This is a genomic window from Paenibacillus sp. XP01 (assembly GCF_057364885.1).
Genome location: NZ_CP139481.1, coordinates 5,577,154 through 5,604,044 on the forward strand (window position 1 = coordinate 5,577,154; position 26,891 = coordinate 5,604,044).

At 52.0% G+C, this 26,891-nt stretch carries 23 protein-coding genes and 2 tRNA genes; 4 read left to right on the forward strand and 21 right to left on the reverse strand.

The genetic code is table 11. The features are described from left to right. Positions 1-99 precede the first annotated feature (99 nt). Positions 100-1,032: a hypothetical protein gene (locus tag SNR34_RS25125; RefSeq protein WP_486182512.1), complete on the reverse strand. Its 933-nt coding sequence runs from the start codon at positions 1,030-1,032 to the stop codon at positions 100-102. A gap of 920 nt (positions 1,033-1,952) precedes the next feature. On the opposite strand from SNR34_RS25125, the gene SNR34_RS25130 reads away from it, so the two are divergent. Both SNR34_RS25130 and SNR34_RS25135 read left to right on the forward strand, forming a co-directional pair. Next, a tRNA-Arg gene (locus SNR34_RS25130) sits at positions 1,953-2,026 on the forward strand. 550 nt (positions 2,027-2,576) lie between these two features. Next, positions 2,577-3,809 (forward strand): CynX/NimT family MFS transporter, encoded by a 1,233-nt coding sequence (locus SNR34_RS25135; protein WP_486180445.1) that lies wholly within the window; start codon positions 2,577-2,579, stop codon positions 3,807-3,809. A gap of 95 nt (positions 3,810-3,904) precedes the next feature. Here the strand turns inward: SNR34_RS25135 and SNR34_RS25140 are convergent, their stop codons facing one another. From SNR34_RS25140 to SNR34_RS25170, 7 genes are all read right to left on the reverse strand, one after another. Continuing rightward, a complete protein-coding gene (locus tag SNR34_RS25140) occupies positions 3,905-7,924 on the reverse strand; it encodes a S8 family serine peptidase (protein WP_486180446.1) in 4,020 nt (1,339 codons plus the stop codon). A gap of 365 nt (positions 7,925-8,289) precedes the next feature. Next, positions 8,290-9,066, reverse strand: coding sequence for a class I SAM-dependent methyltransferase (locus tag SNR34_RS25145; RefSeq protein WP_236414438.1), 777 nt, complete (start codon positions 9,064-9,066; stop codon positions 8,290-8,292). Positions 9,067-9,225: 159 nt separating this feature from the next. Continuing rightward, positions 9,226-9,735: a DUF402 domain-containing protein gene (locus tag SNR34_RS25150; RefSeq protein ID WP_236414852.1), complete on the reverse strand. Its 510-nt coding sequence runs from the start codon at positions 9,733-9,735 to the stop codon at positions 9,226-9,228. Between the two features lie 590 nt (positions 9,736-10,325). Further along, positions 10,326-10,399: transfer RNA gene (locus SNR34_RS25155), tRNA-Arg, on the reverse strand. 196 nt (positions 10,400-10,595) lie between these two features. Then, the gene (locus tag SNR34_RS25160) at positions 10,596-10,724 is read right to left on the reverse strand and encodes a hypothetical protein (protein WP_290371429.1); all 129 of its coding nucleotides are present in this window, start codon (positions 10,722-10,724) and stop codon (positions 10,596-10,598) included. A 99-nt stretch (positions 10,725-10,823) separates the two neighbouring features. Further along, positions 10,824-11,180 carry a hypothetical protein gene (locus SNR34_RS25165; protein ID WP_236414439.1) on the reverse strand — a complete coding sequence of 119 codons (357 nt, stop codon included), beginning with the start codon at positions 11,178-11,180 and terminating at the stop codon, positions 10,824-10,826. A 23-nt stretch (positions 11,181-11,203) separates the two neighbouring features. Continuing rightward, on the reverse strand, positions 11,204-11,503 hold the full coding sequence (locus SNR34_RS25170; RefSeq protein WP_339274309.1) for a hypothetical protein: 300 nt from the start codon (positions 11,501-11,503) through the stop codon (positions 11,204-11,206). Positions 11,504-11,702: 199 nt separating this feature from the next. On the opposite strand from SNR34_RS25170, the gene asnB reads away from it, so the two are divergent. Next, positions 11,703-13,547 carry an asparagine synthase (glutamine-hydrolyzing) gene (gene asnB, locus SNR34_RS25175; protein WP_486180447.1) on the forward strand — a complete coding sequence of 615 codons (1,845 nt, stop codon included), beginning with the start codon at positions 11,703-11,705 and terminating at the stop codon, positions 13,545-13,547. A gap of 65 nt (positions 13,548-13,612) precedes the next feature. Here asnB and SNR34_RS25180 read toward each other — a convergent pair whose 3' ends face one another. From SNR34_RS25180 to SNR34_RS25215, 8 genes are all read right to left on the reverse strand, one after another. Further along, positions 13,613-14,479, reverse strand: a complete 867-nt coding sequence (locus tag SNR34_RS25180) for an STM4011 family radical SAM protein (protein WP_486180448.1) — start codon at positions 14,477-14,479, stop codon at positions 13,613-13,615. Beyond that, positions 14,476-15,885 (reverse strand): STM4012 family radical SAM protein, encoded by a 1,410-nt coding sequence (locus tag SNR34_RS25185; protein WP_486180449.1) that lies wholly within the window; start codon positions 15,883-15,885, stop codon positions 14,476-14,478. The genes SNR34_RS25180 and SNR34_RS25185 overlap by 4 nt, the downstream gene beginning before the upstream one ends. Positions 15,886-15,898: 13 nt before the next feature. Beyond that, positions 15,899-16,684, reverse strand: a complete 786-nt coding sequence (locus SNR34_RS25190) for an STM4013/SEN3800 family hydrolase (RefSeq protein WP_343261602.1) — start codon at positions 16,682-16,684, stop codon at positions 15,899-15,901. Then, the gene (locus SNR34_RS25195) at positions 16,672-17,973 is read right to left on the reverse strand and encodes an STM4014 family protein (RefSeq protein WP_486180450.1); all 1,302 of its coding nucleotides are present in this window, start codon (positions 17,971-17,973) and stop codon (positions 16,672-16,674) included. Before SNR34_RS25195 ends, SNR34_RS25190 begins: the two co-directional genes overlap by 13 nt. Beyond that, positions 17,973-18,815 carry an STM4015 family protein gene (locus SNR34_RS25200; protein WP_486180451.1) on the reverse strand — a complete coding sequence of 281 codons (843 nt, stop codon included), beginning with the start codon at positions 18,813-18,815 and terminating at the stop codon, positions 17,973-17,975. The genes SNR34_RS25195 and SNR34_RS25200 overlap by 1 nt, the downstream gene beginning before the upstream one ends. A gap of 395 nt (positions 18,816-19,210) precedes the next feature. Then, positions 19,211-19,834 (reverse strand): XTP/dITP diphosphatase, encoded by a 624-nt coding sequence (locus SNR34_RS25205; RefSeq protein ID WP_236414451.1) that lies wholly within the window; start codon positions 19,832-19,834, stop codon positions 19,211-19,213. Between the two features lies 1 nt (position 19,835). Then, on the reverse strand, positions 19,836-20,594 hold the full coding sequence (gene rph, locus SNR34_RS25210) for a ribonuclease PH (protein ID WP_486180452.1): 759 nt from the start codon (positions 20,592-20,594) through the stop codon (positions 19,836-19,838). 113 nt (positions 20,595-20,707) lie between these two features. After that, on the reverse strand, positions 20,708-21,763 hold the full coding sequence (locus SNR34_RS25215; protein ID WP_486180453.1) for a GerMN domain-containing protein: 1,056 nt from the start codon (positions 21,761-21,763) through the stop codon (positions 20,708-20,710). A gap of 217 nt (positions 21,764-21,980) precedes the next feature. Between SNR34_RS25215 and SNR34_RS25220 the strand changes: the two genes are divergently transcribed. Further along, on the forward strand, positions 21,981-22,547 hold the full coding sequence (locus SNR34_RS25220) for a phosphatidylglycerophosphatase A family protein (protein WP_236414455.1): 567 nt from the start codon (positions 21,981-21,983) through the stop codon (positions 22,545-22,547). A 125-nt stretch (positions 22,548-22,672) separates the two neighbouring features. Here SNR34_RS25220 and SNR34_RS25225 read toward each other — a convergent pair whose 3' ends face one another. The 5 genes from SNR34_RS25225 to SNR34_RS25245 all read right to left on the reverse strand — a co-directional run bounded on the left by SNR34_RS25225 (position 22,673) and on the right by SNR34_RS25245 (position 26,735). Further along, entirely contained in the window at positions 22,673-23,305 is a 633-nt protein-coding gene (locus SNR34_RS25225) for a ferric reductase-like transmembrane domain-containing protein (RefSeq protein ID WP_486180454.1), read from the reverse strand. Between the two features lie 31 nt (positions 23,306-23,336). Further along, positions 23,337-24,395 carry an FAD:protein FMN transferase gene (locus tag SNR34_RS25230; protein ID WP_486180455.1) on the reverse strand — a complete coding sequence of 353 codons (1,059 nt, stop codon included), beginning with the start codon at positions 24,393-24,395 and terminating at the stop codon, positions 23,337-23,339. Further along, a complete protein-coding gene (locus tag SNR34_RS25235) occupies positions 24,392-24,766 on the reverse strand; it encodes a hypothetical protein (protein WP_486180456.1) in 375 nt (124 codons plus the stop codon). The genes SNR34_RS25230 and SNR34_RS25235 overlap by 4 nt, the downstream gene beginning before the upstream one ends. A gap of 212 nt (positions 24,767-24,978) precedes the next feature. Next, entirely contained in the window at positions 24,979-25,974 is a 996-nt protein-coding gene (locus SNR34_RS25240; RefSeq protein ID WP_486180457.1) for an MBL fold metallo-hydrolase, read from the reverse strand. A 17-nt stretch (positions 25,975-25,991) separates the two neighbouring features. After that, the gene (locus SNR34_RS25245) at positions 25,992-26,735 is read right to left on the reverse strand and encodes a class I SAM-dependent methyltransferase (RefSeq protein ID WP_486180458.1); all 744 of its coding nucleotides are present in this window, start codon (positions 26,733-26,735) and stop codon (positions 25,992-25,994) included. Positions 26,736-26,891: the final 156 nt, after the last annotated feature.

Here is a 26,891-nt window from a genome sequence, read left to right on the forward strand (position 1 = left end):
ACGTAGGCGATCACAAAATAACCATTTTAGTATAAACAAGTTTACATTCTTTTTCAAGGGGAATCCCTTGAGGCAGGTTAAGGAAAACGTTTCCGCCCCCTACCCGCCCTCCAAACCTGTCGAAACAAATTGTTTCATGGAACGATATGCCTGCTCCAATCGGAAGCGCAAAGGCCCCGAAACGGCATACATGGAACGAATTTCTTCCTCGTCATGTGCCCCGCCCAAACTGTCAGCCACGGTCATGTGCAGGGCGGCTGCCCAGATGTCGGTCATCAAATCATCATCTTCAAGCATCGTTTGGTAATCACGCGTTCCGTACACGGCCATGACAAACTGCACCCATAATTCCTGTGCAAAATAAAAAAGCGTTGGCTCGTGCACTTCCGTTTGATCGGCGACCCTTTCCAAAATGTGAACAATCTGGATCGGAAAATCCTCCGGACTAAGCGGAACCGTTTCTACATCCACCTCGATCCGTTCTTCTCCCCGTGTAAAAGACACGACCTGCTGCACGCCTCTGCGCCTCAGTGTCTGAAGCACGCGGAATTGAAGCAAAGGATGAAGCGCCTTTTCCCTTAACCAATTTATAAGCGCGTCATCGATTTCAGGCAGCTCCAGGTAAGCCAGCTGCTCCAGAGCCAGCATCGTTTGTTCGGATAACGGCTCTTCCTTTACCGTGCGAAGCAGTTTGTCTGCATAACCGCTATCCTGCTCAAGCTTAAGTCGGGCATGCTCGCGAGCCATGTCTTGTTCGCTGATTTCTTCGTCCTGATCCTCCTGATCGGTCTCCGCCATCTGCTCGTATTCGGGAAAAGCAGCCTCAAGCCATTCGAGCAGCGCTCTCCATTCCTCATGATGCCGTTCCTCTTCCCCTTGGCACTGCAACAAGAATCGCAGCATATTCATCGCTTCGCCATACCGTTCGTTCTCCAGCATAACCGTCAACTGAATTTGGTAATAGTCCAGCGTTTTCGGAAAAAGAATTAAATTATTGTCCTTACCGGTTTCCCGATTATTGGATTCCTTGATAAGGAGCACCTCCTCATATGTCCTGAATCATCAGTGGCATCAAACCCCGATTCGATGTATATTAAACGAAAAACGCGTCCATTTCCCGAGTTCACCTGATATTCTAACATAATGCCAAATATAAGAAAAACTTCAATCGGTGTATTCGTCAAAGAAGACAGACCGCGTTTAACTGTTGTTTTTCTTGCAATATCCAGATGTGTGTCTTGATGGATCTCAGTTTGATATTATAAGAAAAACTTCAATCGATGTATCACCAATGAAGACAGACCGCGTTTAACTGTTGTTTTTCTTGCAATATCCAGATGTGTGTCTTGATGGATCTCAGTTTGATATTATAAGAAAAACTTCAATCGATGTATCACCAATGAAGACAGACCGCGTTCATCGGTTGTTTTTCTTGCAATATCAGAAGTGCCTCCATTTTGTCGGATCAACAGGTGCTGGAAGTCGCCAACGGTCAGCACCTGTACCGAACCTACCTCTTACGAATCTGAGACACCTCATTTACTGCTTTTCGGGCATGTTCATTTTCTAGCGAACTTTAGACACGCTATTCAGACGGTATATGGTATGAACAGGCTAAACACCACCAAATAGCAGTGCTCAGGTTCGTTAGAAGTTTCTGCCCCCTTAAAATCAGCATATAAGACTTCTTATGTTCGTTAGAGCTTGAAGACTGAGGGAATTTTCCGATCTGGTATTTGGAAGAAAAATATCAGTCATATATTTAGGCACCCTTAAATCCCAATTCCTCAGTTTGGTCAACTCTGCAAGAAATCATACAGATCTTTAATTTCAAAATAAAAGAGGGGAACGAGCTCAATCCTGCCGAACATCGTGGCAATTGACCAACATAAACAAAACACTTGATCTCCCGAATTCATTGTGATATAATCATTTTTGCGCGAAAAAAATATGTCCCAGTAGCTCAGCTGGATAGAGCAACGGCCTTCTAAGCCGTCGGTCGGGGGTTCGAATCCCTCCTGGGACGTAATGAAAAAGCTCTGTTAAGAGCTTTTTTTGCGTTCCGGGGATGAGAATCCCAATGGTTCGTCGGAGCATAAGCTTCGGGAGGATTACATCGCAGTCTCGACTGTAAGGAGAGTATCCCTCCTGGGACGTAAAAAGAAAAGCTCTGAGAAGAGCTTTTTTTGCGTTCCGGGGATGAGAACCCCATTGGTTCGTCGGAGCATAGGCTTCGGGAGGATTACATCGCAGTCTCGACTGTAAGGAGAGTATCCCTCCTGGGACGTAATGAAAAAGCTCTGAATAAGAGCTTTTTTTGCGTTCCGGGGATGAGAATCCCATTGAAGAATCTCCAAATAACTTGCGCCAGATTCGACGCACTCCACTTTTTATCCACTCTGACTACTACGCCCCTCCATTTTATATGCGTTTATAATTACATATTTAAACCGATACATCTTAAGCATCGTATCTTTTGCCCTCCCATTGAAGGCATTGACATGTAGTGTTATGCTTGCAGATGTGTATGTATCAATGCATACATATTCACTTCATAGAACACAGGAGACTTTGCCATGTCATTATCAATACAGCAACACGCTTCTTCCCCTTCTTCTGCAGAAGAGCATTCGGCTGCATCGAAGAAATTCGGCCTGTTATTGGCAGGCATTATCGTTATCGCGGCCACCATGCGTTCACCGATTACGGCCACCGGTCCCGTCGTGGAAATGATCCGTGCAGACACGGGAATCGGCCATACGATGGCAGGGCTCTTAACATCGCTCCCTCTGCTTGCCTTTGCCGCGGTCTCTCCCTTCGCACCGCGCCTGGCCAAACGTTGGGGATTAGAAATTGCCTTGTTTATGGCCATTATGATCGTGACCCTTGGGGTGGCCTTAAGATTGCTGCCCTCCGTTTTTGCTTTATATGCGGGAACGGCCATTCTGGGATGCGGCATAGCGTTAAGCAATGTGCTGCTTCCAAGCTTGATCAAACGGGACTTCCCTTTAAGGGTAGGCATCGTAACCGGACTATATTCCGTATCGATGAACATATTCGGCGCCATCGCTTCCGGGATCAGCGTGCCGGCGTCGGGGGCAACTTCCATGGGATGGCGCGCCTCATTAGGCATGTGGGCTTTATTATCCATCTTGGCGCTTGTGTTGTGGTTTCCGCACGTCGCGGCAGGACGCCGGCAGAAGCTTCAAGTCTCAGGCCATGTACAGGGAGCGACCGTACGGCTTCGCAATTCTTCGCTCGCATGGGCCATTACCATGTTTATGGGGCTGCAGTCTTTAATATTTTATACCACGATTACCTGGCTTCCGGAGATTCTTGCCGAACAAGGCTTTAGTGCCACCTCTGCAGGCTGGATTCTTTCTCTCATGCAAATGGTTAGTGTGCCAGCGAGCTTCATCGTTCCCATTCTTGCCGGAAGAACCAGAGATCAACGTGTTCTTACCATCATGACTTGCTCGTCTTTGATTATTGGGTATTCCTTCTTGTTAAGCGGCATTTCTTCCCTCGTGACCACGGGCGTCATTTTGGCAGGCATCGGAGCAGGCGCTTCATTCGGCGTAGTAACCATGTTCTTTGTTCTTCGCACAAGTGACGCGAGGCAGGCTGCGAGCATGTCGGGCATGGCCCAGTCTTTTGGTTATATGCTGGCAGCAGGTGGTCCTTTGTTATTCGGCGTGCTGCATGATTGGACGAAAGGATGGACCATTCCCCTGTTGGTTCAGGTTATCCTTGCCATTGTTTTATTAATCGCAGGCATCCAGGCAAGCAAGGATCGCGTAATCGGGTAAATTTCACACCGCCGAAACGAAAATACGAATCCAATCAAAACGGCCTTCATCCCTTGAAATCAAGGATGAAGGCCGTTTTGATGTTGTCCTATATTCTACTTCACTTTTACCGTAATTTTATCGGTGCTGGTCACTCCAGCTTCGTTGATTAACTCTGCCCTGTACGTATACGTACCGGAAGCACGACCCGACAGCTCGCTAACCGCACGTTGAGCAGAAGGCGTAGCTGCGCCCAGTGCTTGAGTATCGATCAACTGATCATTTTCGTAAAGACGATACTCCGTCGCATTGGTTCCCCACCACAAGTTCATGGTGATCTTGTAGTTTCCATCTCCATCCCAGTTATCGTGGGAAAGTACAGCCTTGCCTGGCGATGCATCGGTAACCCGGACAGTCAGCGTTTGACTGCGCGTTGTGCCCTTGTCGTTTGTCAGTTCTGCTACATACGTATAGGTGCCATTTGTTTTGCCCGTAATCTTCGTTTGGGCAAATTGTGCCATAGGCGCATTATAGGTCAGCTTCTGGGTATCGATTAACACGCCGTCTTCATAAAGCTTGTAGCTTGTGGCATTCTCCCCCCACCACATGTTCATGCTAACGGTATACGAGCCTCCGAGCAGGCCATTGGCATGACCGTTGTTGTGGGACAATACAGGGGTTCCTGGCGCCCGGGTTGCCGGTGTTTCCGGCTCAGGCTCCGTGAACTTCAAGCTGAGCGCCGTTCTGGCGGTACCGGCAAGCCCCTGTTGATCTTTTACGCTGAACTCGACGACATATTCGCCGGCTTCGATGCCCTCCAAAGGAAGGCTGAAGGTACCGTCGTTCTGCACGTCTAACTTGCCTTCCGCATAGACGGATCCATCCTCCTTTTTCACAACATACGCAGCGTCCAACGAGCCTGCAGGGTCAAACTCGATGTTCCAGCCGCTTTGGAGCGCTGGGGCAACCTGAAAGTACAAATCTTTCACGCTGCCGTCAACGACAACCGTTTCATCATGTTCGAATTCAAGCTTCTCTGGAGCCGTCACGACCGGAGCTGTCTTCTTTACCAAAAACGGAGGCGTGTCTTCGACATACGTTTTGCCGTCCGTTCCGATCGACGTAATATCCACGGTGTACAATCCGTCCGGGATATCCATTGCTGCTTCTGTCGCATAGTCCAAATAATTCCCGGTCCAAGCCAAATTGTATCTCGTATTTGCATTGAAGTTATAATAATTTCCGAAAATGTACCCGATGTATCCATCCTGGTAAGGGCCACCTTCCGGATCCAGGCCGTTGAAAATTTCGATCAACGCAAAATTCATCGGATTGTGGAATTCCATCGCCACGTTCAACGTATCCAACGTACCGTCCGCCTTGAGCGGATAATGGAACGGATTCGTTTCATTGCCATATTTCGTTTCGATATACTTGACGCCGGATTGTGTCAGATTGAAGTGGGCTACGTACGGCACGCTGTACGTTTTCGTTCCATGGCTGAATTTAAGGTAACCTTGGGCTTCTCCTACAGTGGTCACGCCTTTTGGAACTGTAATCGTAACCTGTACTTCTTCCTCCCCGTTCAGCGTGAAGGACGCCTTGTCCACGGATACCGAAACACCGTTCACGGTGCGCGTCGGATTGACGGATACGGCATAATCGCCGCCTTCTCCCTTAAGCGCCTGTACCTTGATCGTTTTGCTGACCGTTTTTTCGTCCGTGCTCAAGAAATTGCCAAAGTTGATGCTGCCCGTTATGTTTTCTTTTTCGATCTCTTCGCCGCTGACCGTATATTTCGTCACGTCCATGACTTTCACGAAAGCCTCGGGATCGAATGCTTCAACCGCCTGAACGCGGCCAGCCCCTTGATCGAATACGTCATAGCTGGCAGTATCCAGAACCTTGGTGTTGTTCATGAGCGCAGCTTTAATGTCAAAAGGAGTCCAATCGGGATGTTTCTCGATGAGCAAAGCAGTTAGTCCCGCCACATGCGGGGTAGCCATGCTTGTCCCCGTTTTGCGGCCATAGGCCTGCGTATAATCCGCTCCCGGCTCATCTTTGCCATAAGCAGGAATCGTGGACAAGATGCTTGTTCCCGGCGCCACTACATCCGGCTTAATGTCTAGCGTTACTTTGGCAGGTCCGCGGGAGCTTGAAGAATATACTTCGTCGCCTGGTGCCATGTCTTTGACAAAATCGCTGAAGCTGACCTCGACCTTAAGGCCGGCATCCAGTTGAGCCTTGATGGCTTCTCCATCTTCCTTGCTCATGCTCAGGGCGGGAATGAATTCGAAATCATCCCCCAGGCTTACCCCAATCGGGCCAGGAATATTGTTAAACACAATGACCGCTACCGCGCCCGCCGCTTTGGCATTGGCGATCTTCTCCACGAACGCCAGCTCGCCGCGTTGGATAAGCGCAATTTTACCGTTTATCTCTTTACCTTCGAAATCGGTCGGTTTGCCCAAACCGGTGTACACCAATTCGTATTTTCCATTCAAGACCGCCTCCGGGTCTTCCGCAAGATTCCATCCCATCAAATCCAGATGATAAACGGACTCTGTTACCGACGAAGAATCAGCAGCCGCTGCATCAAGCGCAGGAAGACCTGCTTCCACTGCAGGCGTTGAATTGGAGTCTTCTTCTGAAGGCGCAGAAGGTACATTTACAGGACGTTCTTCATTAGCAACACGTTCCTCAAGACCCGATTCTCCATCAGCATCGGCTCCCTGTTCAGGCTCGGTGTGCTCTGCGGCTTCTTCCGAAACAGCAGGCTCCTCTTTGGGGGCGCTCAACGAAGAATCATCGGATATTGCCCCATTCTCGGGCATGCCCTGAGCAGAGACATCCTCATCGTTTACCTCTGGCACAAGACCCAACTCGGGTGTTTGCTCTGCATCAGGTACGGGTTGTTCCTCAGGCAGTTCCCCTTTGCCCTCCGTGCCGATCCAAAAATGCGTATCTGCCGCAATCGTCTGGCTCGGTCCCGTGGAATTCCCTACCGTGATCGCCATGGCCGAGGCACCCGGCGAGCCCAACGTATAGCGATTAGGCCCATCATTGCCGCTTGCAACGACCGAGGTGACGCCAGCCAGCATCGCGTTGTTCAACGCCACAGAGGTCACATAACTAGGATCGTTCGACTTATTGCCCAATGAAAGGTTGATGATATCCATATTGTCTTCCACCGAACGGTCAATCCCGCCCAAAACCCAGGAGGTTTGGCCGCTGCCGTAAGGGCCCAGCACTCGGTAGGCATAGATTTCGGCCTCAGGCGCTACTCCTTTTACGCCAAAATCGCCTGCTTCGCGGGCAGCGATGGTACCGGCAACATGCGTTCCGTGAGAGGTGTAGTATGCACTGCCGTTTTCGTTAAATTCGGGTTGCCCCGAACCTTTCCACTCTTCATGCGTCGTTTCGTACGGATCATCGTCGTTGTCGACAAAATCCCATCCGCCTTTATAGGCGTCCTTGAGGTTGGGATGCTCGTAATCGATCCCCGTATCAATGACACCGACTTTGACGCCCTCGCCCGTGTATCCAAGCTCCCAAACTTCAGGGGCTCCAATGAAAGGCGCCGAATCCTTCATATAAGGATTGACTTCTTCGTTCTCTGGTGCCAGAGATATTTCCGTATCGGGATAAACGCTGACCACCCCTGGCATACGAATCAATTGCCCCAACTGGTTTCCTTTTACCTCAAGGGCAATTCCATTAAGTGCATATTCATAGTTTTCCACGACCTCGTGGCTGATGTTGTTCTTTGTGAGGTTATGTACAAATGTCTGTTGTTGTTGTTCTACTCGCGCGACAGCATTTGTTTCCATAGAGGAGGTGAATGATCGGCCGGAAAGGGTCGCTTCCCCTTGCGCTACAGCCACGGGTTTATCGGAAAGCTCCACGATGACTTTGGTTGTCTGTCCACCAAGGCCTTCAAGGCTTTGATCCAGATAGGGTTCGGCACCCAGTCGTTCTTCCCGCTGCTCCAAAATTTCCTTCCACTGCTTAAATTCGGCTGCATCAGGCGCTTCGAGCGAAACGGCCGGATCGGCTGGAGCGGCTCCAGCCGCCGGCAAGATGGCAGTACTCATCAACAATGCGCTTAAAAATGCGGACAACAATCGTTTACTCATGGCCAAGCCCTCCTTCTCATGGTTTTTTCGCTAATTCGCTAAAACGGTTCGGGTCACCAAGCAACGACACAGCATCTCTCCCGATCAACGATCCCTCCTTCAACCAGAGTTTGACCCTTGGTAAATTATTCGAGCAGAACACCACGTAAACCTTCTAAATAATTACATTTTTTATATAAAAATTGGTGATATGGGTCCTTTTAAATAGAAATGTGACAAACTGCTTATTTTGTCGATGCTATCGCCCGTGCCAAAAGTCCATGCCATAAAAAAGGGACCAGGCTTCTCGTTGAAGAGAACGTTCCTGATCCTTCGGTTCACATACATGCTCGGTATACTTTACCAACCAAAACCGTAACTTCGATTTAAAAACACTCTGGTTTGATCGCTTCAATCCGAATGCGTTTATAATCGGCATAGACGGCATCGCCGTTCCATAACTGCGGCACCACAATCTCGCTGACTTCCTGACAGATTGCGTTAACCATATCATCATTCATGCCTTGAAAATAATCCCCGCCAAAGTTGGCGAGCCACCCTTCAATACCCGATTCTCCGTCGGCCAATTTGGTCGGACGGTCATAGTGGTAGGCCTGACGAACCATAAAGCCTTGTTTTTCCAACAGAGAGGTGTAATCCCCGATCGTCGGAAAATACCACGGATTGCGTTCGGCGGCGTTGATGCCCGTTTTGCGCTCAATCACTTCTTCCAGCGACTTCACGATCGTTTGCACATTTCCCTTTCCTCCGAACTCGGCCACAAAGCGACCTCCGGGTTTCAACACGTCCCATACCCGGCCGGCAACAAGCTCTGGGCCTCGCATCCAATGAAGGGCTGCATTCGAGAAAACGGCATCATAACGTCCGCGCATTTCAAAGTGATGTGCATCGCCTTGGATAAATTCAAGCTCAGGGAACTTCTCCTTCGCGCGGTGAATCATGTCAGAAGATGCGTCCAAGCCAACAACTTCCGCTCCCGATTGCGAAATTTCGAATGTTAGATCCCCCGTCCCGCAGCCCAGATCGAGAATGCGTTCCCCCTTCTGCGGCTGTAAGCATGAAATTAGCGTCTTCCCATATTCCGATACAAAGGCCAGCTTGTCATCATAATCCGCTGCCTTCCATTGGTTGATGGATTGCATAAACACCACCTGCGCTTTCGATAAGATATCTATATTGTGGCACAAATTTATTTATAGATGAAATATATAAAACTAATTTTGTTGATAGGAATTACCTATACAAAAGGCGAATGGCCTCCCTTTGAACAGGAGCACCAAAAGCTGTCTTTCAAAGACCATTTACTCATACAATGAATCATGAAAAGCGTATTTGCGGATGAAATCGAGGTTAAACGGAAACGTTTTGTGCATGGCTTTGTTTTTCAAGCGTTCAAGCGCATCGATGGCTTCAGACTTTAACTCCACTGGGTATCGGTACATCATGCTGTTAGACTCGAACTCGTCCTCATCCACGACGACCCATTCCTTATCCTTTTCCCGGATCAAATCCAGATCCAAATCCGTAAATTGAAGCCCCTTATCAGTCCAAACAGAGGGCATGGCCACATTGCAATACGTGAACGAAACCTCCCCATCGACAACAGCCATGGCAGCCGTAAACCATTCCTTCAGGGAAAAATATTCGATGGACGCATGTTCCATGGTAAACACCTTGTTTTTGGTATGATGGATCAGCTGCCTGCCCGGTTTGCAAAAGACGATCACATGATCGGGTGTACTTTCAATCAGCTGCCCCTCCCATTCATAGTGCGGAATATCCGGATATTTCAAAGCTCTGATTTGGATCATTTTGTTCAAGATCTGTTTTCCCCCTTATCAACGGATGCCACCAAAGCTTATCTCAGGAAGCTCCTTTTGACAAACGCCCGCAGAAAGTGCTGCTCCCACGAACCTTTGGGGTTCTCATCCCCTAATGGAAGCCTTAACAATAAATCACACTAGGCCACTACGAGTGCAGTACCATCTTCCGATCGCTGTTATCCCCAGATTTTTTCCGATTCCTTTTCCCAAAGGAAAAATCCGGTGATAAACGCGCCCGCTTCGCTTCTTCAGATTGGTTCTGCCTCTCCGTTAACGTGTGAATATTTTTTCGGGTTTATATTAAGAGAGCTTATTTTACGTCCCAGGAGGGATACTCTCCTTCTAGTCGAGACTGCGATGTATTCCTCCCGAAGCTTACGCTCCGACGAACCCTTGGGGTTCTCATCCCCAGAACGCAAAAAAAGCTCTTCTCAGAGCTTTTCTTTTTACGTCCCAGGAGGGATACTCTCCTTCTAGTCGAGACTGCGATGTATTCCTCCCGAAGCTTCGCTCCGACGAACCTTTGGGGTTCTCATCCCCGGACGCAAAAAAAGCTCTTGCCAGAGCTTTTCTTTTTACGTCCCAGGAGGGATTCGAACCCCCGACCGACGGCTTAGAAGGCCGTTGCTCTATCCAGCTGAGCTACTGGGACAAGTATGTATTATTTTTTTCGGAACGTTCTCTATTATACTCCAATTTCTATAATTTTCAATACTTTTTTTAAAAAATTAATAATCCTTCTCCATCATCTTCATGCTTCAGACCGATATGGAGAAATAGGCCAAGACCGTTAAAACATAAAGCAGTAAAACCCGTCGTTACAAAGAACGACGGGCCTTGCATTCCGGTTACTTGTTTCCCTGACGCCACGGATTTTTCTGGGCGGCATGCTTGCTGTTTTTCGCCAGCACTTCCTCGGCAAACTCGGTATGATGCGCGTATTGGTTCCCTTTGTTTTTCTTGTACTTGGAAGCCATTGCAGTCACCTCCCCGGAACTGTCTATAGTATGCTCCGGGGGAACAAGCTTACTCTCGAAGCTGGCAGGTAGTTGATGGAGCCATCAACTCGCCCAATCTCAGCGTTGACCAAGCAAATACCGTTGCAAAGTCGGACCAAGCAAACCAAAGCCGAAAAGCTCCTGTTCGAAACGTGCTTTGTCCTCTCCTGAGGTAATGCCCTCACTGTTCTGAAACGCCGTTTCGGTCGCTTCCTCAAAAGCGGTGTGCAGGTTATTGTTGTACCAGTCGAGGGTGGAATCCGAATGATTGCGCACGATCCGAGTGATTTGCAGCGTATTTTGCGGCTGGCTTGCTGCCACATAGACCAGCAACGACGGATCTCCGGCATTGGCAGGCTGGACCTCAACTTCGGCGCAAGACAAACCATCCACTTCGGTTAATCTGCGAATTTTGGCATCCTGAATAGCATACATGTTATATCGCGCTCCTTCTCCATTCATGTCGTTTGCTCGATTTCACGTCTCGTCTCGGAAGTCCCCAAACGGTAGATCTCTCCGTATACGTTTTGCAGCGCTATTTCGTAGGCACGATTTACGGATTCCTCCGGTGTATCTGGCCAGGGCAATACCATTCCCGGAAAAGCCTCCTCTTCCTTCTCCTGCATTACATCAAGCAGTCTCTGCAGCTGCAGGGCTTCATCCGGTGTGGCTTGGATGGTCCATTCGTACGATGCAGCATGTTGGTCCGGTAACACGGAACGGCCAGCCACCGAAACGTAGTAAATGGGCTTTCCCATATTTAGAAATTCTCCTTTGCGTGGCATGCTTCGAACCTGGTCCTCAGATATAGTTTCCGAAGCGGACAGACATTTTATGCCTACTTTCGGCATATATTTGTTACACTTCCGACGAAAAAACCGTATTTGCTGGCCGTGATTACAAGATAAGAAAACATCTATACAGATCAACACTCGACTAAGAAAGGATGAACAAACCATGTGCGGTATAACCGGCTTCATACAATGGAATCGGGATTTGACCCAGGAATCGGAGCTGCTTGTCCGAATGACGGACAGTTTGTCGAACCGGGGGCCCGACGCTTCAGGTACATGGATTTCCAACCCATGCGCTTTTGGTCATCGCCGGCTCAGTGTCATGGATCCGGAGAACGGAGCCCAACCGATGCATGCGTTTCAGGGAGATACCTCTTATACCATCGTGTATAACGGAGAATTATACAATGCGCCCGAGTTGAAGAAGGAACTTCTTCAGCGAGGATATCATTTCCGCACGCAATGCGACACCGAAGTGCTGTTGACTGCTTATATCGAGTGGGGACCAGCCTGCGTGGAACGCTTTAACGGCATTTATGCTTTTGCGATATGGGATGGGGCACGGGAGCAGGTATTCATGGCGCGTGACCGCCTGGGTGTCAAACCCCTGTTCTACAGCCACGTAAAGGACACGCTCGTTTTTGGTTCGGAGCCCAAAGCACTTCTTCTGCATCCGGACGTGGATGCAGCCGTAGGCCCTGAAGGATTGGCAGAAGTTTTCATCATCGGTCCGGCACGAACGCCCGGCCATGGCGTATACTCCTCCATGCATGAGCTCAAGCCTGCACATGCGCTCATTTATAACAGGGATGGTGTTCAGATCTATCCGTATTGGAAGCTTGAAAGTGCGGAGCATGAGCACAATCTGGACGAAACAGCCGCCCAGATTCGTCTGCTTCTGCAAGATACGCTGGAGCGGCAGCTCGCTTCCGACGTTCCCGTATGCTCGCTGTTGTCCGGCGGACTGGACTCCAGCGCCTTGTCCGCACTCGCCGTGGACTACTATAACCGGACGGGGCAGGGGCAGGTGAGTACCTATTCCGTAGATTACGTGGACAATGCCAAGCATTTTCAGGCCCATTCCTTTCAGCCGGGTGCGGACGGACCTTGGATTCAACGCATGGTCGACGAATTGAAGACGGACCATCACTGGATCGAAATCGAGAATGGCGACCTGGTCAAGGCCCTGACACAAGCGATGCTGGTACGCGATCTTCCAGGCATGGCGGATGTAGATTCTTCCTTATACTTGTTTTGCAAGGAAATTAAAAAAGGAGCTACCGTCGCCATTTCGGGCGAAGCAGCCGATGAAGTGTTCGGCGGATACCCATGGTTTCATCGGGAAGAAATGCTGAATTCGGGAACGTTCCCCTGGTCCGTTGCGCCTGACATGCGAGCCAGCTTGTTATCCCCTGACGTCCGGGAATGGATTCGTCCACTGGACTATCTCGCAGACCGATATGCAGACGCTGTAGCTGAAGTACCCGTCCTTCCGGGCGAAAAGGGAAAAACGGCACAAATGAGGGTCATGTCCTACCTGAACATTACACGTTTCATGCCTACTCTGCTGGATCGCAAAGACAGGATGAGCATGGGTGCCGGTTTGGAAGTACGCGTGCCTTATTGCGATCATCGATTGATTCAGTATGTATTCAATATTCCTTGGGAAATGAAAATAACGGGAGGACGGGAAAAAGGCATTCTCCGTAAAGCACTGGAAGGTGTATTGCCGGATGATGTACTGTACCGCAAAAAAACCCCGTATCCCAAAACGCATAACCCACAATACTTGGCCGAGGTCAAAAAACAGGTGCTGGATATACTGGACGACTCGTCCTCTCCAATACTGCCCCTAATCGATAAAGAAAAAATTCGCAATCTGGCCTCCTCACCGGATGCTTCTTCCAATCTTCCGTGGTTTGGCCAGTTAATGTCGGGTCCGCAATTGTTCGCCTATTTATCGCAAATCAATTCGTGGTTGAGCACATATAAAGTAAGCATTCGTTAAGTTCAAAAAAGCACCCTTCTTCAGTAGCGTTTAACTGAAAAGGGTGCTTCCATTCGGGCAAATCTTTATCGCTGCATGGCTGTGATCGCATTACGTTCAAGCAAACCTTTGCCGAAGACCTCTGCAAACGGAGAATCGGCCATATGAATATAACCGATGTAACAACCGCACTTGTTCATGCCGCATGGCCGGTCAGCCGCCAGCGATTCCAAGCCGTCACGGTACAGATGACCGATGATGCGCCGATCCTTGTAGCAGCGTCTGACATGACCGGAGCCTTGGACATAAAACACCGTCGAACCAGCGGCACAGGCTTTGCCCAGACTCGGATAGTCGCGCAAATTCCCCTCGAACAACGGATCGATCGATTGCAGAAAACGAATCTCTTCAACAGAATAATAATTGGGCTTATCCTTAAATGCATTTACCCACAAATATACGTCCTCCGGCAATGCCTGCCGCATCGATTCGATCGCTGGAAAGGCGCTTCGCAGCCCCACAGTTCCCACACTGAAATCAAGTCCCAACTCACGCAAAGTCAGACACTGCCTAACAAAGTTTTCCTCTTTGGTTTCCCGCGGATGATACGTCGCCCAGAAGGCTGCCGTTTCCCGATTCAATTCCCCGGCCCAGTCCAACTTGACAGACAGATTGGTCTGCACGGCCACTTTCTCCACATGCTCCATTTGCGAAAGCTCCACCATTGCCTCACGGTACCAGCTTCTTATGAGCGCTTCGCCATACGGATTAAAGAAAAGGGACAACCGGTGACCCGCGGCGGACTGTTCTTTCACCCAATCCACAAACCGGCGCAGCTGTTGTTTATCGAGTTCCAGCGTTTCCTTCGAGTCCACCGTTTTGCTGAAAGGACAATATGGGCAATCGTAATTGCAAGACGACAATTTGCCGCGATAATAGATTGTAGCCTTCATGAGAACACAAATCCTTCCATCCGAGAACGGATTTGTGCCGAGATCAGCCAGTCTCCGATCGCATCCGAATAACCGAGCCCGTCCTCGTTCAGCCTTAAAATCGTTTGGCCGTTCTCCTGCTCCAAACTCGCCATGCCTTCCGTCATGAGCTCGGATAACCATGAATAATCGCTCATAACGTCTGTCCCAAACCTGTTCTTGTAATCGATCAAGGCGAGTCCTTCACGATGCAGGAGAGCCTTCAGCATAAAGCGCCGTTGCTGTTCATCCCGGGTCAGCACGATCCCGTAATCCGCTTCATCATATCGTTCGGCGGCCACATAATCGGCGATGATGCTTTGGGTTTCTTTGTAGCTCACGCCATACTTGGAAGCATAATGCACCTCGCGCGTATACGAGCGGGCACCGCAACCAAGGCCGACCATGCCTTCCTCCTGACAGCTGTAGGGCAGAAGCCGCTTGTCAGAAACAGATGGCTCTTTGGCAAACCGACGCATGGAATGCTGCACGTACCCCCGGCTTTTCAATACTTCCCGAGCAGCCTTGTATAACTCCATCCGAATGTCAGGCCCCTGCCGCTCAATGTCATCGGGCTTTACGATCGTATTCTCGCGCGTGTACAGCGGATAAATGAAAATCTCTCCAGGTCCATAGGAGAGTGCACGCTCCAGGGAGTATAACCATGATTCAACGGTTTGCCCCGGCAGGCCGTAGATCAGATCCAGATTGAGCAGCGGAAACGAATAACGGGCAAGCTTCTCCAACGCGCGCTCAACCTCCATCGGTTTTTGCGGGCGATAGATCGCTGCCGCTTCTGCCTCGATAAAACTCTGGATGCCCATGCTGACACGATCCACCCTGCGCTCCTTCAGTATGGATAACTTTCCGTCGGTCACGGTATCCGGGGATGTCTCGACCGAAATGGAAGCCTGATGCGCATCAAGTCCCATTATGTTTTCCGCGATATCGAACAGTCGGTTCAACTGCCCTTCATTCAAGAGCGTGGGGGTGCCTCCGCCAATCGCAAAACGCGAATACGGCCTGCGCGACGTAAGCGGCGCCCACTGCCTGGCCTGGCGTTCCAGAGCATCCACATAGCGCTCATGGGTATCGTCACGCCGGTCAGGCAGCGTGAACAAATTGCAAAATCCGCAGCGCGCAGCGCAAAACGGAATATGCATGTACAAAAAATACGTCTCCGTCTCTTCCCGCTCCCAGAGCGGCCCAAGCGGAATCGGCGGGTCCAGTTCGCGATATGCCGTCTTGTGAGGATACGAGTACAAATACGAGCGGTAGGGTATAGAAAGGGCTTCCCTAAGTCCGATATGAGGTCCGGACCCGAGTCCGAAACCGGAGTCGGGCTGTACGGAATTGCCCGGCGTCACCTTTTGAATCAAGTCGTCCATCCTGTGCTCCCCTTTACAAAAAAAATTCCCGGTAAGGCACGTTCCAGACTGCTTCATGCGCTAACCGGTGCCCCTGATAACCATCCTCGCCATAACAGGTGCCGTGATCGGAAAAAGCCAGACAGAACGTCGGCCGCGAACGCTTCCTCATCGCATCAAACAACGGTCCGAGCGCCTTGTCCACGTACCTTAGCGCAGCCCGCTGCGTTTCGACGGAATCCTCCCGGGCCCCCTCCACGAAATACCGATTCGGGCCATGTATGGCAGATACGTTCAGAAACAGAAACAACTTTTCGTCCGGCGCTGCCTGTTCAAGTAATTTCAAGGCATGCCGGACCTGATGTTCCGTGGAACGCGGGTTCGTGACGCCAAAGTTCATGCGCCAGTAACTTTGCTGGAAATAGCCGGGCAGCACTTTGGCCAGCGGGTTCTTTTTGGTAAAGAAAATGACGCCGCCGATGCAGATCGTCCGGTACCCTTCCGCCGCAAGGCCGGATACGATGTCGGGGGTGTCAAAAAGCCAAGTATGGGGGTGCGTCTTTAGCCCGGTATTCCGGGAATGGAACAGGCGCACATGAGATGCTTTGTCCGTATTGGCGGGCGTCGGCATGAACCCGCCGAAAAAAGCATGGTGGGCCGCATAAGTAAAGCTGCCAGGCGTATGACGTTTCTCCCACCCGCCAGTGCCGCACAGGTTGGGACAATTCTCTTCCTCCAGCTTGGCTGCGTCGTAACGAAGCGTATCCAGCGTAATCATCAACAAATCATGGGAGCCCACGATGGTGTTCATATCAGGCATTGGTGCAAAGGCTCCTTTCGCAATAGTTCCATTTCCCATTCGTAAGTTCCGAGTCCGTTCCATTCTACCCTGTACAGCAAATCGCCAAAAGGGTTCACGTCAAGCACGTAAGCGCGCGGTTCCGATCCGCTCAGCATGACGTCGATGCCTGCAGACCAGGAATTCGGAAAGGCGGACATCGTCGCCATCGCGGCCGTCCGCACGCGTTCCATCCGCGCTTCGGACAAGCCCGCCGCCTTCGGCAGCATGCGCTCGTTTCGCAGGTGCAAATTTGTGATCGGGGTACGGCTCAGCCGGACGATCGCGTGTCCGGCAAGACCACCGGCCACCAGCTGCCGTACGTCATAGCTGCGACCCTCCAGGGTAGCCTTGGGCATCCAGCGCTCGATCCGCGCCCCCTCCGCACACAGCCAGTCCAACAGCGTTTCGATGTCTTCCCCGGACGTATACCGGCGGAGTCGTCCCTCATTATAGAAAAACGTTTCGCCTGCGCTGCGCTCCATGCCTACAGTCGTCACCGCGATTTCCGCGCCCGTACGCGGGTTCAGCTGATAAGCGACCACGCCCGAAGCACCCGACCCGCTGGCCAATTTCACAAAGACGCGATGCATGCCCGAGTCCAGCATCGCCGCCCGCAAGCCGGCGTAACTCCTTACATGTTCCGATTGCGGCAGCACTGGAGGTACGGATATGCCATGATCGCCCAAATGCCGCTGGCATTTTCTTTTGTCAAACATGATGGCGATATCCTTCGGATCGTTCAAGAAACGAGCACTCGGCCACAACTCCTGCACCTCTTCATCAAGCCGCTGCAAACATGCCTTCCAGCCACGAAACCACTGACTTGGAGCGTAAATGCGTCCCCACACGTACTCCATACTCAGCGCATCTTCGGCAGCAATAAACATCGACCCGGCAGGATCACGATTGGAGTCCTTCTCTTGACCAGGTCCCTCTGCCGCACCAAGCGCGATCAACTCACGTTCCACCGTCCAGTCCTCGCCCGGCGCATCAAGCCGGACCAACACGGGGCCGTCCCCCCTCGGCTCCCGCCATTCCTGTCCGGCAGCATCGGCGAGCGAACCGCCTGAACGCCAGGTCTGAAGCAAGCGGGCGTAGGGCAGCACGATCGCAGGTTTTAAACCGCATCGGCGCCTGGCCTGCTGCATGTCCTCCGTGCGGCGGTTATCCGGGTTGCCGATGACCATCATGGGCACGTCTCCCCACGTCTTACACCGATGATCCGGCAAGCTTCTGCCGAAATCCGCATTGGCATGATCAAGCATCATTATTCCGTTAAGGCCGGATAACGCCAATCATCCTCATCGCCGTCCTGTTGATCGCTGACGTTTACAGGTAACCCCGAGCGCTTCCAGCGAATCAGCATTTCATCCGTCATGTAGTGGTAATGAAGATCAAGATGCTTCAGCCCCTTGATTTTATCGCTGGCCAGCAGCGCTTCCGCGCCTTCATCGGATAACGTGCCTTCGGAAAGGTCCAGCACCTCAAGCTGATCCATGATCGGTGCCTGCACCACCGCTTTGGCGATTTCGTCCTGGATTTCGCTATCCTTCAATCCGAGGTATACCAGTTTCGGAAAACGCTCCTTATCCATCAAAGGCAGCACATCCTCCAGCGAACCGTCAAATCCGTAATCCTCCACGCCAAGATACACTTCCAGCTTGCGCAGTTCAGGCAATACCGCTTTGGCGATGGAAGCCAGCACCCCTTTCGGGAGACCTCCGCAGACAATGACGAGTTCCTCCAGTTTGGCATGCCGCAGCGGTTCCAGGCTAAGCTCATTGCTCCCCTGTACCGTGAACGATGTAAGCTCCGGAAATGCTCCGAGCAAAGGCGTCAAATCCGTCTGGACGATCCACGACACCTCGCATTCCTCACTGTCCATTTCTCCTATGTACAATTTCCTCAGTGCCGGAAAATTCGGAGCCAGTCCGACCAGCGTGTCGATGAATTCCTCCGGCGAATTTTCGTAAGCCTGCCCCCAGTCGCCGATGATGAGGCTTTCCAACGTTTTGCTTTCCGGCTTGCCCGCGAGTTCCTTCAACAAACCCTCCATGCGAATGCCTTCCTCATAATCGTCGTAAGAGACCGTAAGCTTAACTTCCTGCATGCGCTATTCCCCTCCATTTGAGTTCATAAATGGTCCGTCACCCTGAAATGGTACCCCATATCGCCCAAGGCTTGCAACTTCTTCCAACCGCAGCCCTAGACGAATGCAGAAACATGAAACTGCTAATTCAACCCCTGAAAAAACAGGAACATATGTTTCCATTCTAAAATATGGATTACCCTCTTGCCAATAGGTATTTGGGTGGAATTACAATTACGGAAGGCTAATGCCAAAACGAAAAAAAGCGTTAATAACAGGTGGTCCTCCCCGTAAAAACGTAGAAAATGACCATTCCTGCAATAAACGCTTTAGTTCCTTCAAGCCGTATTCACACGGGAGCAGCAGTAATTCATCTCTTATAATCCGTCCGTTTTATCGCTTTCGGTCCCCGAATGCTAGGCCTTGATTCTGTCTACGAGCGCTCGAAGCGCATGACCCCGATGGCTGATGGCCTGCTTTTGCTCCAACGAAAGTTCGGCCATCGTTTTTTCGTATTCGGGCACGTAAAACAGCGGATCGTAGCCGAAGCCGCCTTCGCCGGCGGCATCGCTCGTAATCCAGCCTTCCACGGTTCCTTCTGTCTCGTATTTGTCTCCGGTAGCGGGATCGTACAACACCAATGCGCAGACAAACCGTGCCGTGCTGAGCAGCGGCTGCTGCGTGTCCTCGCCGGATTTGAGCGATTCCAGCGCGGCCAGAAGCTTCGTATTGTTACGTTCGTCGGTGGCGCCTTCTCCAGCGTAACGGGCCGAATACACCCCCGGCTCGCCGTCCAGCAGATCGACGCAGAGACCGGAATCGTCCGCGAGCACAGGCATGCCAAGCGCATCCCCTACCGCTTTCGCTTTCTTCCAGGCGTTCTCGGCAAAAGTAGTGCCATCCTCAACGACGTCCGGCAGTTCCGGATAATCGAACATGCTTTTGACCTCTTTGCCAAGGGGCGCGAAGGCATGGGCAAACTCCCTGACCTTTCCCTGATTGCGAGTAGCAACGATGATCGTTGGGCTGTCCAGTCTCATCTCAAGCCTCTCCCAAACCTTTGGCGCCGATCTTGAGCGCAATCGGTCCGAGCACTTCTTTCTGGCGTTCGATCATCTCCAGAATGCCGCTCTCGCCAAGCTCCAGCATCGTGTTCAACTCGCGACGGTCGAATGGGGCTTCTTCGCCCGTGCCTTGGAGCTCAACGTATTTTCCGCTGCCGGTCATGACCAGGTTCATGTCCACTTTGGCCTTGGAATCTTCGTCGTAATTCAAATCGAGCACAGGCTGCTCGCCTACAACGCCAACGCTGACCGCTGCGATGAAATCCGTAATCGGGAACACCTGCAATTTGTGCTGCTGGGCAATTTTGTTTACGGCCAGCGCCAGCGCGACGAAGGAACCGGTAATGGACGTGGTGCGTGTCCCGCCATCCGCTTGGATGACGTCGCAATCGAGCGTAATCGTCCGTTCGCCAAGGGCTTGCAAGTTGACGACCGAGCGCAGGGCACGGCCGATCAAACGCTGGATTTCCATCGTGCGCCCGGTCAGCTTGCCCCGGCTCGCTTCCCGCTGGTTGCGCGTATGGGTTGCGCGCGGCAGCATCGAATATTCCGCCGTAACCCAACCCTTGCCTTGTCCTTTCATGAAAGGAGGAACCCTTTCTTCTACCGTTGCGGTACATATGACTTTCGTATCTCCGACTTCAATCAATACAGAGCCCTCGGCGTATTTGTTCGTATTAATTGTCAAATTCATCGGCCGCAGCTGTTCGCTGTTTCGTCCGTTAGATCTCATCATTTCTGCCTCCTACGACTTAAGCATCCTGTAATGTCGAGCATGTATTGCACATTAAGCATCCCTTATATTTTACCAAAGAGTTCTTCCAAAAGCACCCTAAACGGAGTCCTATATTAAATCGGAATTTCGTTGATGTGCTCGGGTTTGGAAACCGGAGCGCTGTAATCCTGATTATCATCGGCCATGACCGCTTTCTCCCCGTTCCATTCAATCTGCACTTTGGCGTCCTTGCCGGATGCGTTTTCCGTCGTCGTCAGCACGACCGATTGCAGCAGTTCGCTCGGCACCGGATCCCCTCCGGTGAACATGTCGTCCTTGAGCGCCACCGTCACGGTGCCGTCTTCCTCCGTTTTGACCGATTGCAATTGCGTGCCGCCCGTCATGACCTCTTGAAGCTCGGTATTCTTCGCAGGTCCTTTAATCAGCTCAGTCAGCGCGGCTTGTACCTTGTCCCCGCCCGGAGCGACAAATCTCGTGACGGGAACATAATATTGTATTCCTGACGGAGAGGCTGCGGAAAAGTAGACGGTTACCGGACTGCTGTTTGTTGCAAAACTGTCGCCAAGATCAAGGTTGATGCCCACGGTGCGGTTCAGCCGTTCGGACAACGGCGTGCCGTTGACCGGCATCTGGGACAGCTTTTTGCCGTCCACCCAAATCTGTACGTTTTCCACGTCCGGCAAACCCGTCAATGTCCAGGTAATGGCCTCCAGGATCTGCCGCTCGTTTTTGGCTTCGTATTTGGCAAAGTTGCCCGAAAACTCCACCACGGCCAGCTTGTCATCCGGATGAACCGTTACGTTCTGCACCACGGTCCCCTGCGGGAGCACGCCCTGAAATCCTTCAGGCAGCATGCCGGCATAAGCCCCGCCCAATACCATCGCATCCAGCGCCGTTTTGGGATTGCTTGCATCCACGCTTGCCGGCAGATTGAAGGATACCGGAGCAAGCAGCCCCTGTTGATCCTGCAGGTAGACGGTCGTGAGCGGAAGAGTCGCCATCTTGCCGTTGCTCTCGGCAGCCTGGATCATGGCCGCCTCCTGGATCGGCGGCGGCGGATCGATGGCCTCGGATGACTGTGCCCCCAACATGCCGCAACCGGACAGAACAACGGGAATTCCCAGCAGCGCTGCTGCCGATGCGGCACGCAAATGACGGATCTTTCTCATGATCACGTTCCCCCTCATCATTTTTACAGTTTGTACTACCATGTATACGAGCCTCTGTTCAAAAAATAACTACTTTTTCAAACAAGCCCTGCTCTGAACAAACTCTACATGGTAATGATTGGTACTTGGGCGAAACAGACAAGGAAACCAAATCCGCCGGATGACGTATTAGGAGACTAGGGTAAGGACATTGCTAATCTCAGAGGAGGCATCGCCCATGACACATCCCGAACACGAAAAAATCCCCTACAGCCTGAACAGCCGCAAAGTGGCTGAGGCTACGAGGGAATGGCTTCATAAGCGCGGCGTCACGATCCCCGAGATCGCCGAACTTGTCATGCTTTTGCAAAAGAGATATTATCCGGGTCTAACCATGGAGGAATGCATCGAAAACGTGGAAATGGTGCTTCGCAAACGCGAGGTCCAGAACGCGGTGCTGACCGGCATTCAGTTGGACTTGCTCGCAGAGGAAGGCAAACTGATCAGTCCGCTGCAGGAAATGATCGAGAACGACGAAAGTTTGTACGGCGTGGACGAGATTCTTGCGTTTTCCATCGTGAACGTATACGGCAGCATCGGCTTCACTAACTATGGTTATGTGGACAAGCTGAAACCCGGCATACTTGATCGTCTTAACGATAAAAGCCTCGGACCTGTCAACACCTTCCTCGATGACATCGTTGGTGCCGTTGCGGCAGCGGCCAGCAGCCGGATCGCCCATCGCAAACAGTCTGAACGCGAAGAAGCGATGGGGCAGCAACCCGTCAGGGATGACGGCATCTGATCCATCTCCCTTCAACCTTGTCATTTCCACACGATGGGGTAAACTGAAAAAAGCGGCCCAAGGCCGCTTTTTTCGCTTCCGTTTTTTTGCGTTTCCGCCGGGTTAAACTCCCCCCGCATGCTCCTTCAGCCGTTCCGTCCCGTCAACTCTCGCAAAGGCATGCCGTCGGCCGATGGCCTTGGCGGTGTATGGTTTGATCCGATGGTGATCTGAGGGCCTTTGCGTTCCCGCATCATTGCGCGCAGCACCGTCATGCCGATGATGCAGAGCCCGGTAAACACATACATCAAGCGAACGATCACGTGATCCGAATCCGTGCCGGTCATTAATCCATGGAACAACAAGCCGATGAACACGGGGTATGATAACAAATGGATCATGAACCACCACTTGCGGCCCAGCTTGTTCCGCAGATCGCTGGATAAAAGTACGACGATCAGGCCGTAAAAGGCCAGCGTGCCCAGTCCGCTGCCAACCGGATGCACCGAAGCCGTGAACGGGATCAGCAATTCCCCCCAGCTGAACGGGCTGTAATAATCGATATACAGCGTTAATGCATGAACCAGGCCGATTCCGAAGGCCAGCCAGGTTGTTTTGGTATGCCATTTGTACATTAGCGCTTTCGGTTTTCCTTTGGCTGCCGGCATTCCCTGGGCAATTCCCAGAAACACGCTTGCAAAGAGCATCAGATAAGCGGCGATGCCCGTTATTCGAATAATGCCCCACGTCGGCAGGTAATTCACGATCCATTGTGCCATATCGGCTCCCCCATATCTAATCATCTTTTCTTTACAGCAAATGAAAACGGTGATCGGGATCGATGCCGGGCCAGCGTTCCTCCAGCAGCTCCGTATCCCCCCTGAATATTATGTTTCCTTCCTTGGTAATCCACAGGACATCATGGGGATCATGATGCCGGTTCAGCCAGCGCAAAGCGTCCTCGCTTCCCAAAATGCAGACGGTCTTGGCGATGATTTCGCATTGCGAAGCGTGTTTGCCAAGAACGGTGCATTGGAGCACATCCGTCTCTGCCGATGCCATCGTGCGCGGGTCAATGAGGTGATGGCCGATGCTTCCATCCGCCAGCCTCCAGCGCCTGCGCCAAATACCGGAGGTCGCCACAGCCCCGCACCGCAATTGGATGCTTCCGGTCAAATTCCGCTTCTCGAGAAAAGGATCGGTCACATAAATCGTCCACGCCGGATGATCTGACGTCCCCCATGTCTGCATATCGCCGCCTGCATTGATCATGCCTGCCGGTATGTGCAGCGTCCGCCGCAGCCACTCGGCAATGCGTTCTACGGTCCAGCCCTTGACGATGCCGCCCAGGTCCAGCTGAGTTCCAGGGTCAATGTGCACCATGCGGCTGCCCTCGCGCTGTATCCAGCGGGGACGGCTGTAATCGTACGGCTCTGTCGTCGAATGCACGGACCGCTCATGGGTTCGCATTATCTCAGTAATCCGACTCTGATCCGTCATCGACGGCTGCGGTGCAAATCCATTCATTTCTTGCCCAAAGCTTGCCTCATACCCTTGCTCGCGCAAGGCTGGCAAAATGCCGGGTTGAAACATGCCTTCCGTCTGGCCCATGTATCCGTAAGCCAGGCTCAGCACTTCATCCATGGCAGCGGATACCGGCACCCAGCCTGTTGAGCGATTCAGGCGGCTCAATTCGCTATCCGGCAAAAACCGGCTAAAGCGCCGTTCCTGCGTCTCGAACCAGTTTCTGATCAGCGCTTCGGCCTGCATCGCTTCTTCCAATCCGGCTGCCAGCTGCACCTCCACATCCGTATTCATCGCACGGAAACGGAAACGGACAGGACGTACGCCGTGCTCCGTACGGCTCATGAGGCACCTGTGCGTGACTGGTAGCTGCCACTGTCATAACCGGAGCCCGAACCCGTACCCTGACTGCCTTGCGAGGAAGATCGATCCGCATCGGAACCGTCCGTGTACGAACGTTCGGGAACCGCATTGCGCCCGTCTTGCATCCCGCTTCGTTGCCCCGCTCTAAAATCGTCGTGCCATTCGTCCATCACATCGTCCCGATTCTGGCCAGCGCTGGAAGAAACATCCGTGGCATCCGAGCCATTCGCTGCCGCATAGGCGGCATCAAAGGCATCGGACGATCTTACATATTGAAAGAGCCCAGCGACAGCCAATGTGGCAATCGCCGATATTTTCCATTTTGTCCATGGATCTTGCCTGGTTTTGGTCATCGTGTTCCCCTGCCTTATTCATCAAAGTTTATGGTCCCATGTTATGCCCATTGGCTTAAAACAACATGAATGAACCGTTAAGGCAGGCTAAAGCTTGCGCAAAAGACGGCCATGAACCCAAAAAAGCCCGCAAGCGGGCATACTTCCGCTTGCGGGCCTTTGAACCCGGACAACCGCTTCAACCTTTGCTGAAACGTTTAGTGCAGGCTGCTTCAGGCGGTTCCATTGGCGACAAAAACGAATTCCCCTTCGGAACGCTGCTCCTGCTTGACGATGCCCCGACTTACAAGCTCCTGCAGGTGGGCCAGCGTTTCCCCCATGGCAAATCGAAGCTGCTGCGTACCAAGACGATCGCTAAACATCCAAATGCAAAGGTCATATGCGTGCGTATCCGCCTCACGAATCCGTTCCGCCATCTTATTCAGCCGTTCTTCATGATGCGTCAGCAAATAGGAGACTCGTTCGGCAAAAGCGGCAAACGGATTTCGATGGCCAGGATAGGCAACGGCCACATCCAAGGTGCCGATACGGTGCAGGCCGGCGATATACGTGGCGAGTGGTTCGGGATCACTCCCTGGCTGCAGGCTGACGTTCGGCGAAATTTGCGGAAGAACGGCATCCCCGCACAACAGCTCTTTGGTTTCCGGCGCGTAAAATGAAAGATGCCCCGGGGCATGTCCCCCCGTCTCAACAGCCGTCCAGCGTTTATTCCCCATGTCCAGCCATTCCCCATCGGCAACATACGTTACTTCAGGCAGTGGGGCAACCTGGGTGTGAAAACTTTTCATATGCAATCCAAGCTGCTCCACTTTGTCCGCAGGCATGCCATGACTTCCGAAATAGGCAGGGAGCACCTCATCTATCGTTGCGTCCTCCCCCCACATCGTTTGCGCCTCCTGATAAGATCGCTTGGACATGCGTACAGGCGCACCCGACTTTGCCTGCATCCATCCGGATAGACCCAAGTGATCAGGATGATGATGCGTCAGCACAACCTGACGAATGTCCGCAAAGGAAATGCCCAGCCCTTCCAATGCTTCAGCCCACTCTTGCTCCGTTTCGGACGTGCGCGGTCCCGGATCGATAATGGTCGCTCCTCCATCCGCCTCGAGCAGAACATAGCTGTTCACCCAGCGTAACGGATAAGACATGCTGATCTGTATTCGATGCATGCCTTCCGGCAAAGGTATCGTTTCTGATCGTTTCATTGGTTTCTCCTCCCGGCTTACTCCTCTGGCCGATGGCCCACAAAAATCATGCGCGGCGACGACGTGGCATCATAGATTTCTTCATCGTAACCGCCATGGACCTGGTCCACCTCAAGCCCCGCTTGGGCGAGGAGATCTAGCATTTCATCGCGTGTATACAGTTTGACTCGTTCTTCATAGTTTCGGGGATCTCCCCCTGTTTCAACATCGGTAATCCGAATGTGTTTATGTACGTACCCGTCCCGAATATTGCGCTCTTCTTGAATCCGTTGTCCTTCATCCTCGCGTTCGGATCGGGCAACAAGATGCCGCTTTACATAGGCCGGGTTCAGAAAATCGATGATATAACGGCCCCCCGGCTTCAGCACCCGCCGGATTTGGCGCAATACCTTGAGCTGTTCCGCATCTTCACGGAAATAGCCGAATGAAGTAAACAGATTAACCACTGCATCATAATCGTTTTCCTGCGGCAGATTGCGCATGTCCGCCTGAGCCCACCGTACACGCTGCCCGGGATCCATCCTGCGCGCTTCACGAAGCAGCACTTCCGACAGGTCGATTCCCGTGACACGGAATCCGGCCTCAGCAAGCGCAAGCGAATGCCGCCCCATCCCGCAGCAAAGATCAAGCACTTTGGATCCCGGTTTGAGCCGCAGCCAGTTAATCATGTCATGCACTTCATGCTCCGCACCTTGCACATCCCGGTGTTTATAGACAAGCAGGTAATCCTCTCCAAAGCTCTCTTCATACCATTCCGTCATTGCAGTTCGCCCTCCAACATGGTCAATAGCTTGTGCCTGTTTGAGTGTGCTTACATTGCATGTGCTGTATGTGGTACAGGCCAGGAGCGTTTCTCCAATGCTCTAGTCATTGTATCTCCTTCACCACCCAAACTCAAAGCATTCCGTATCTTCGTG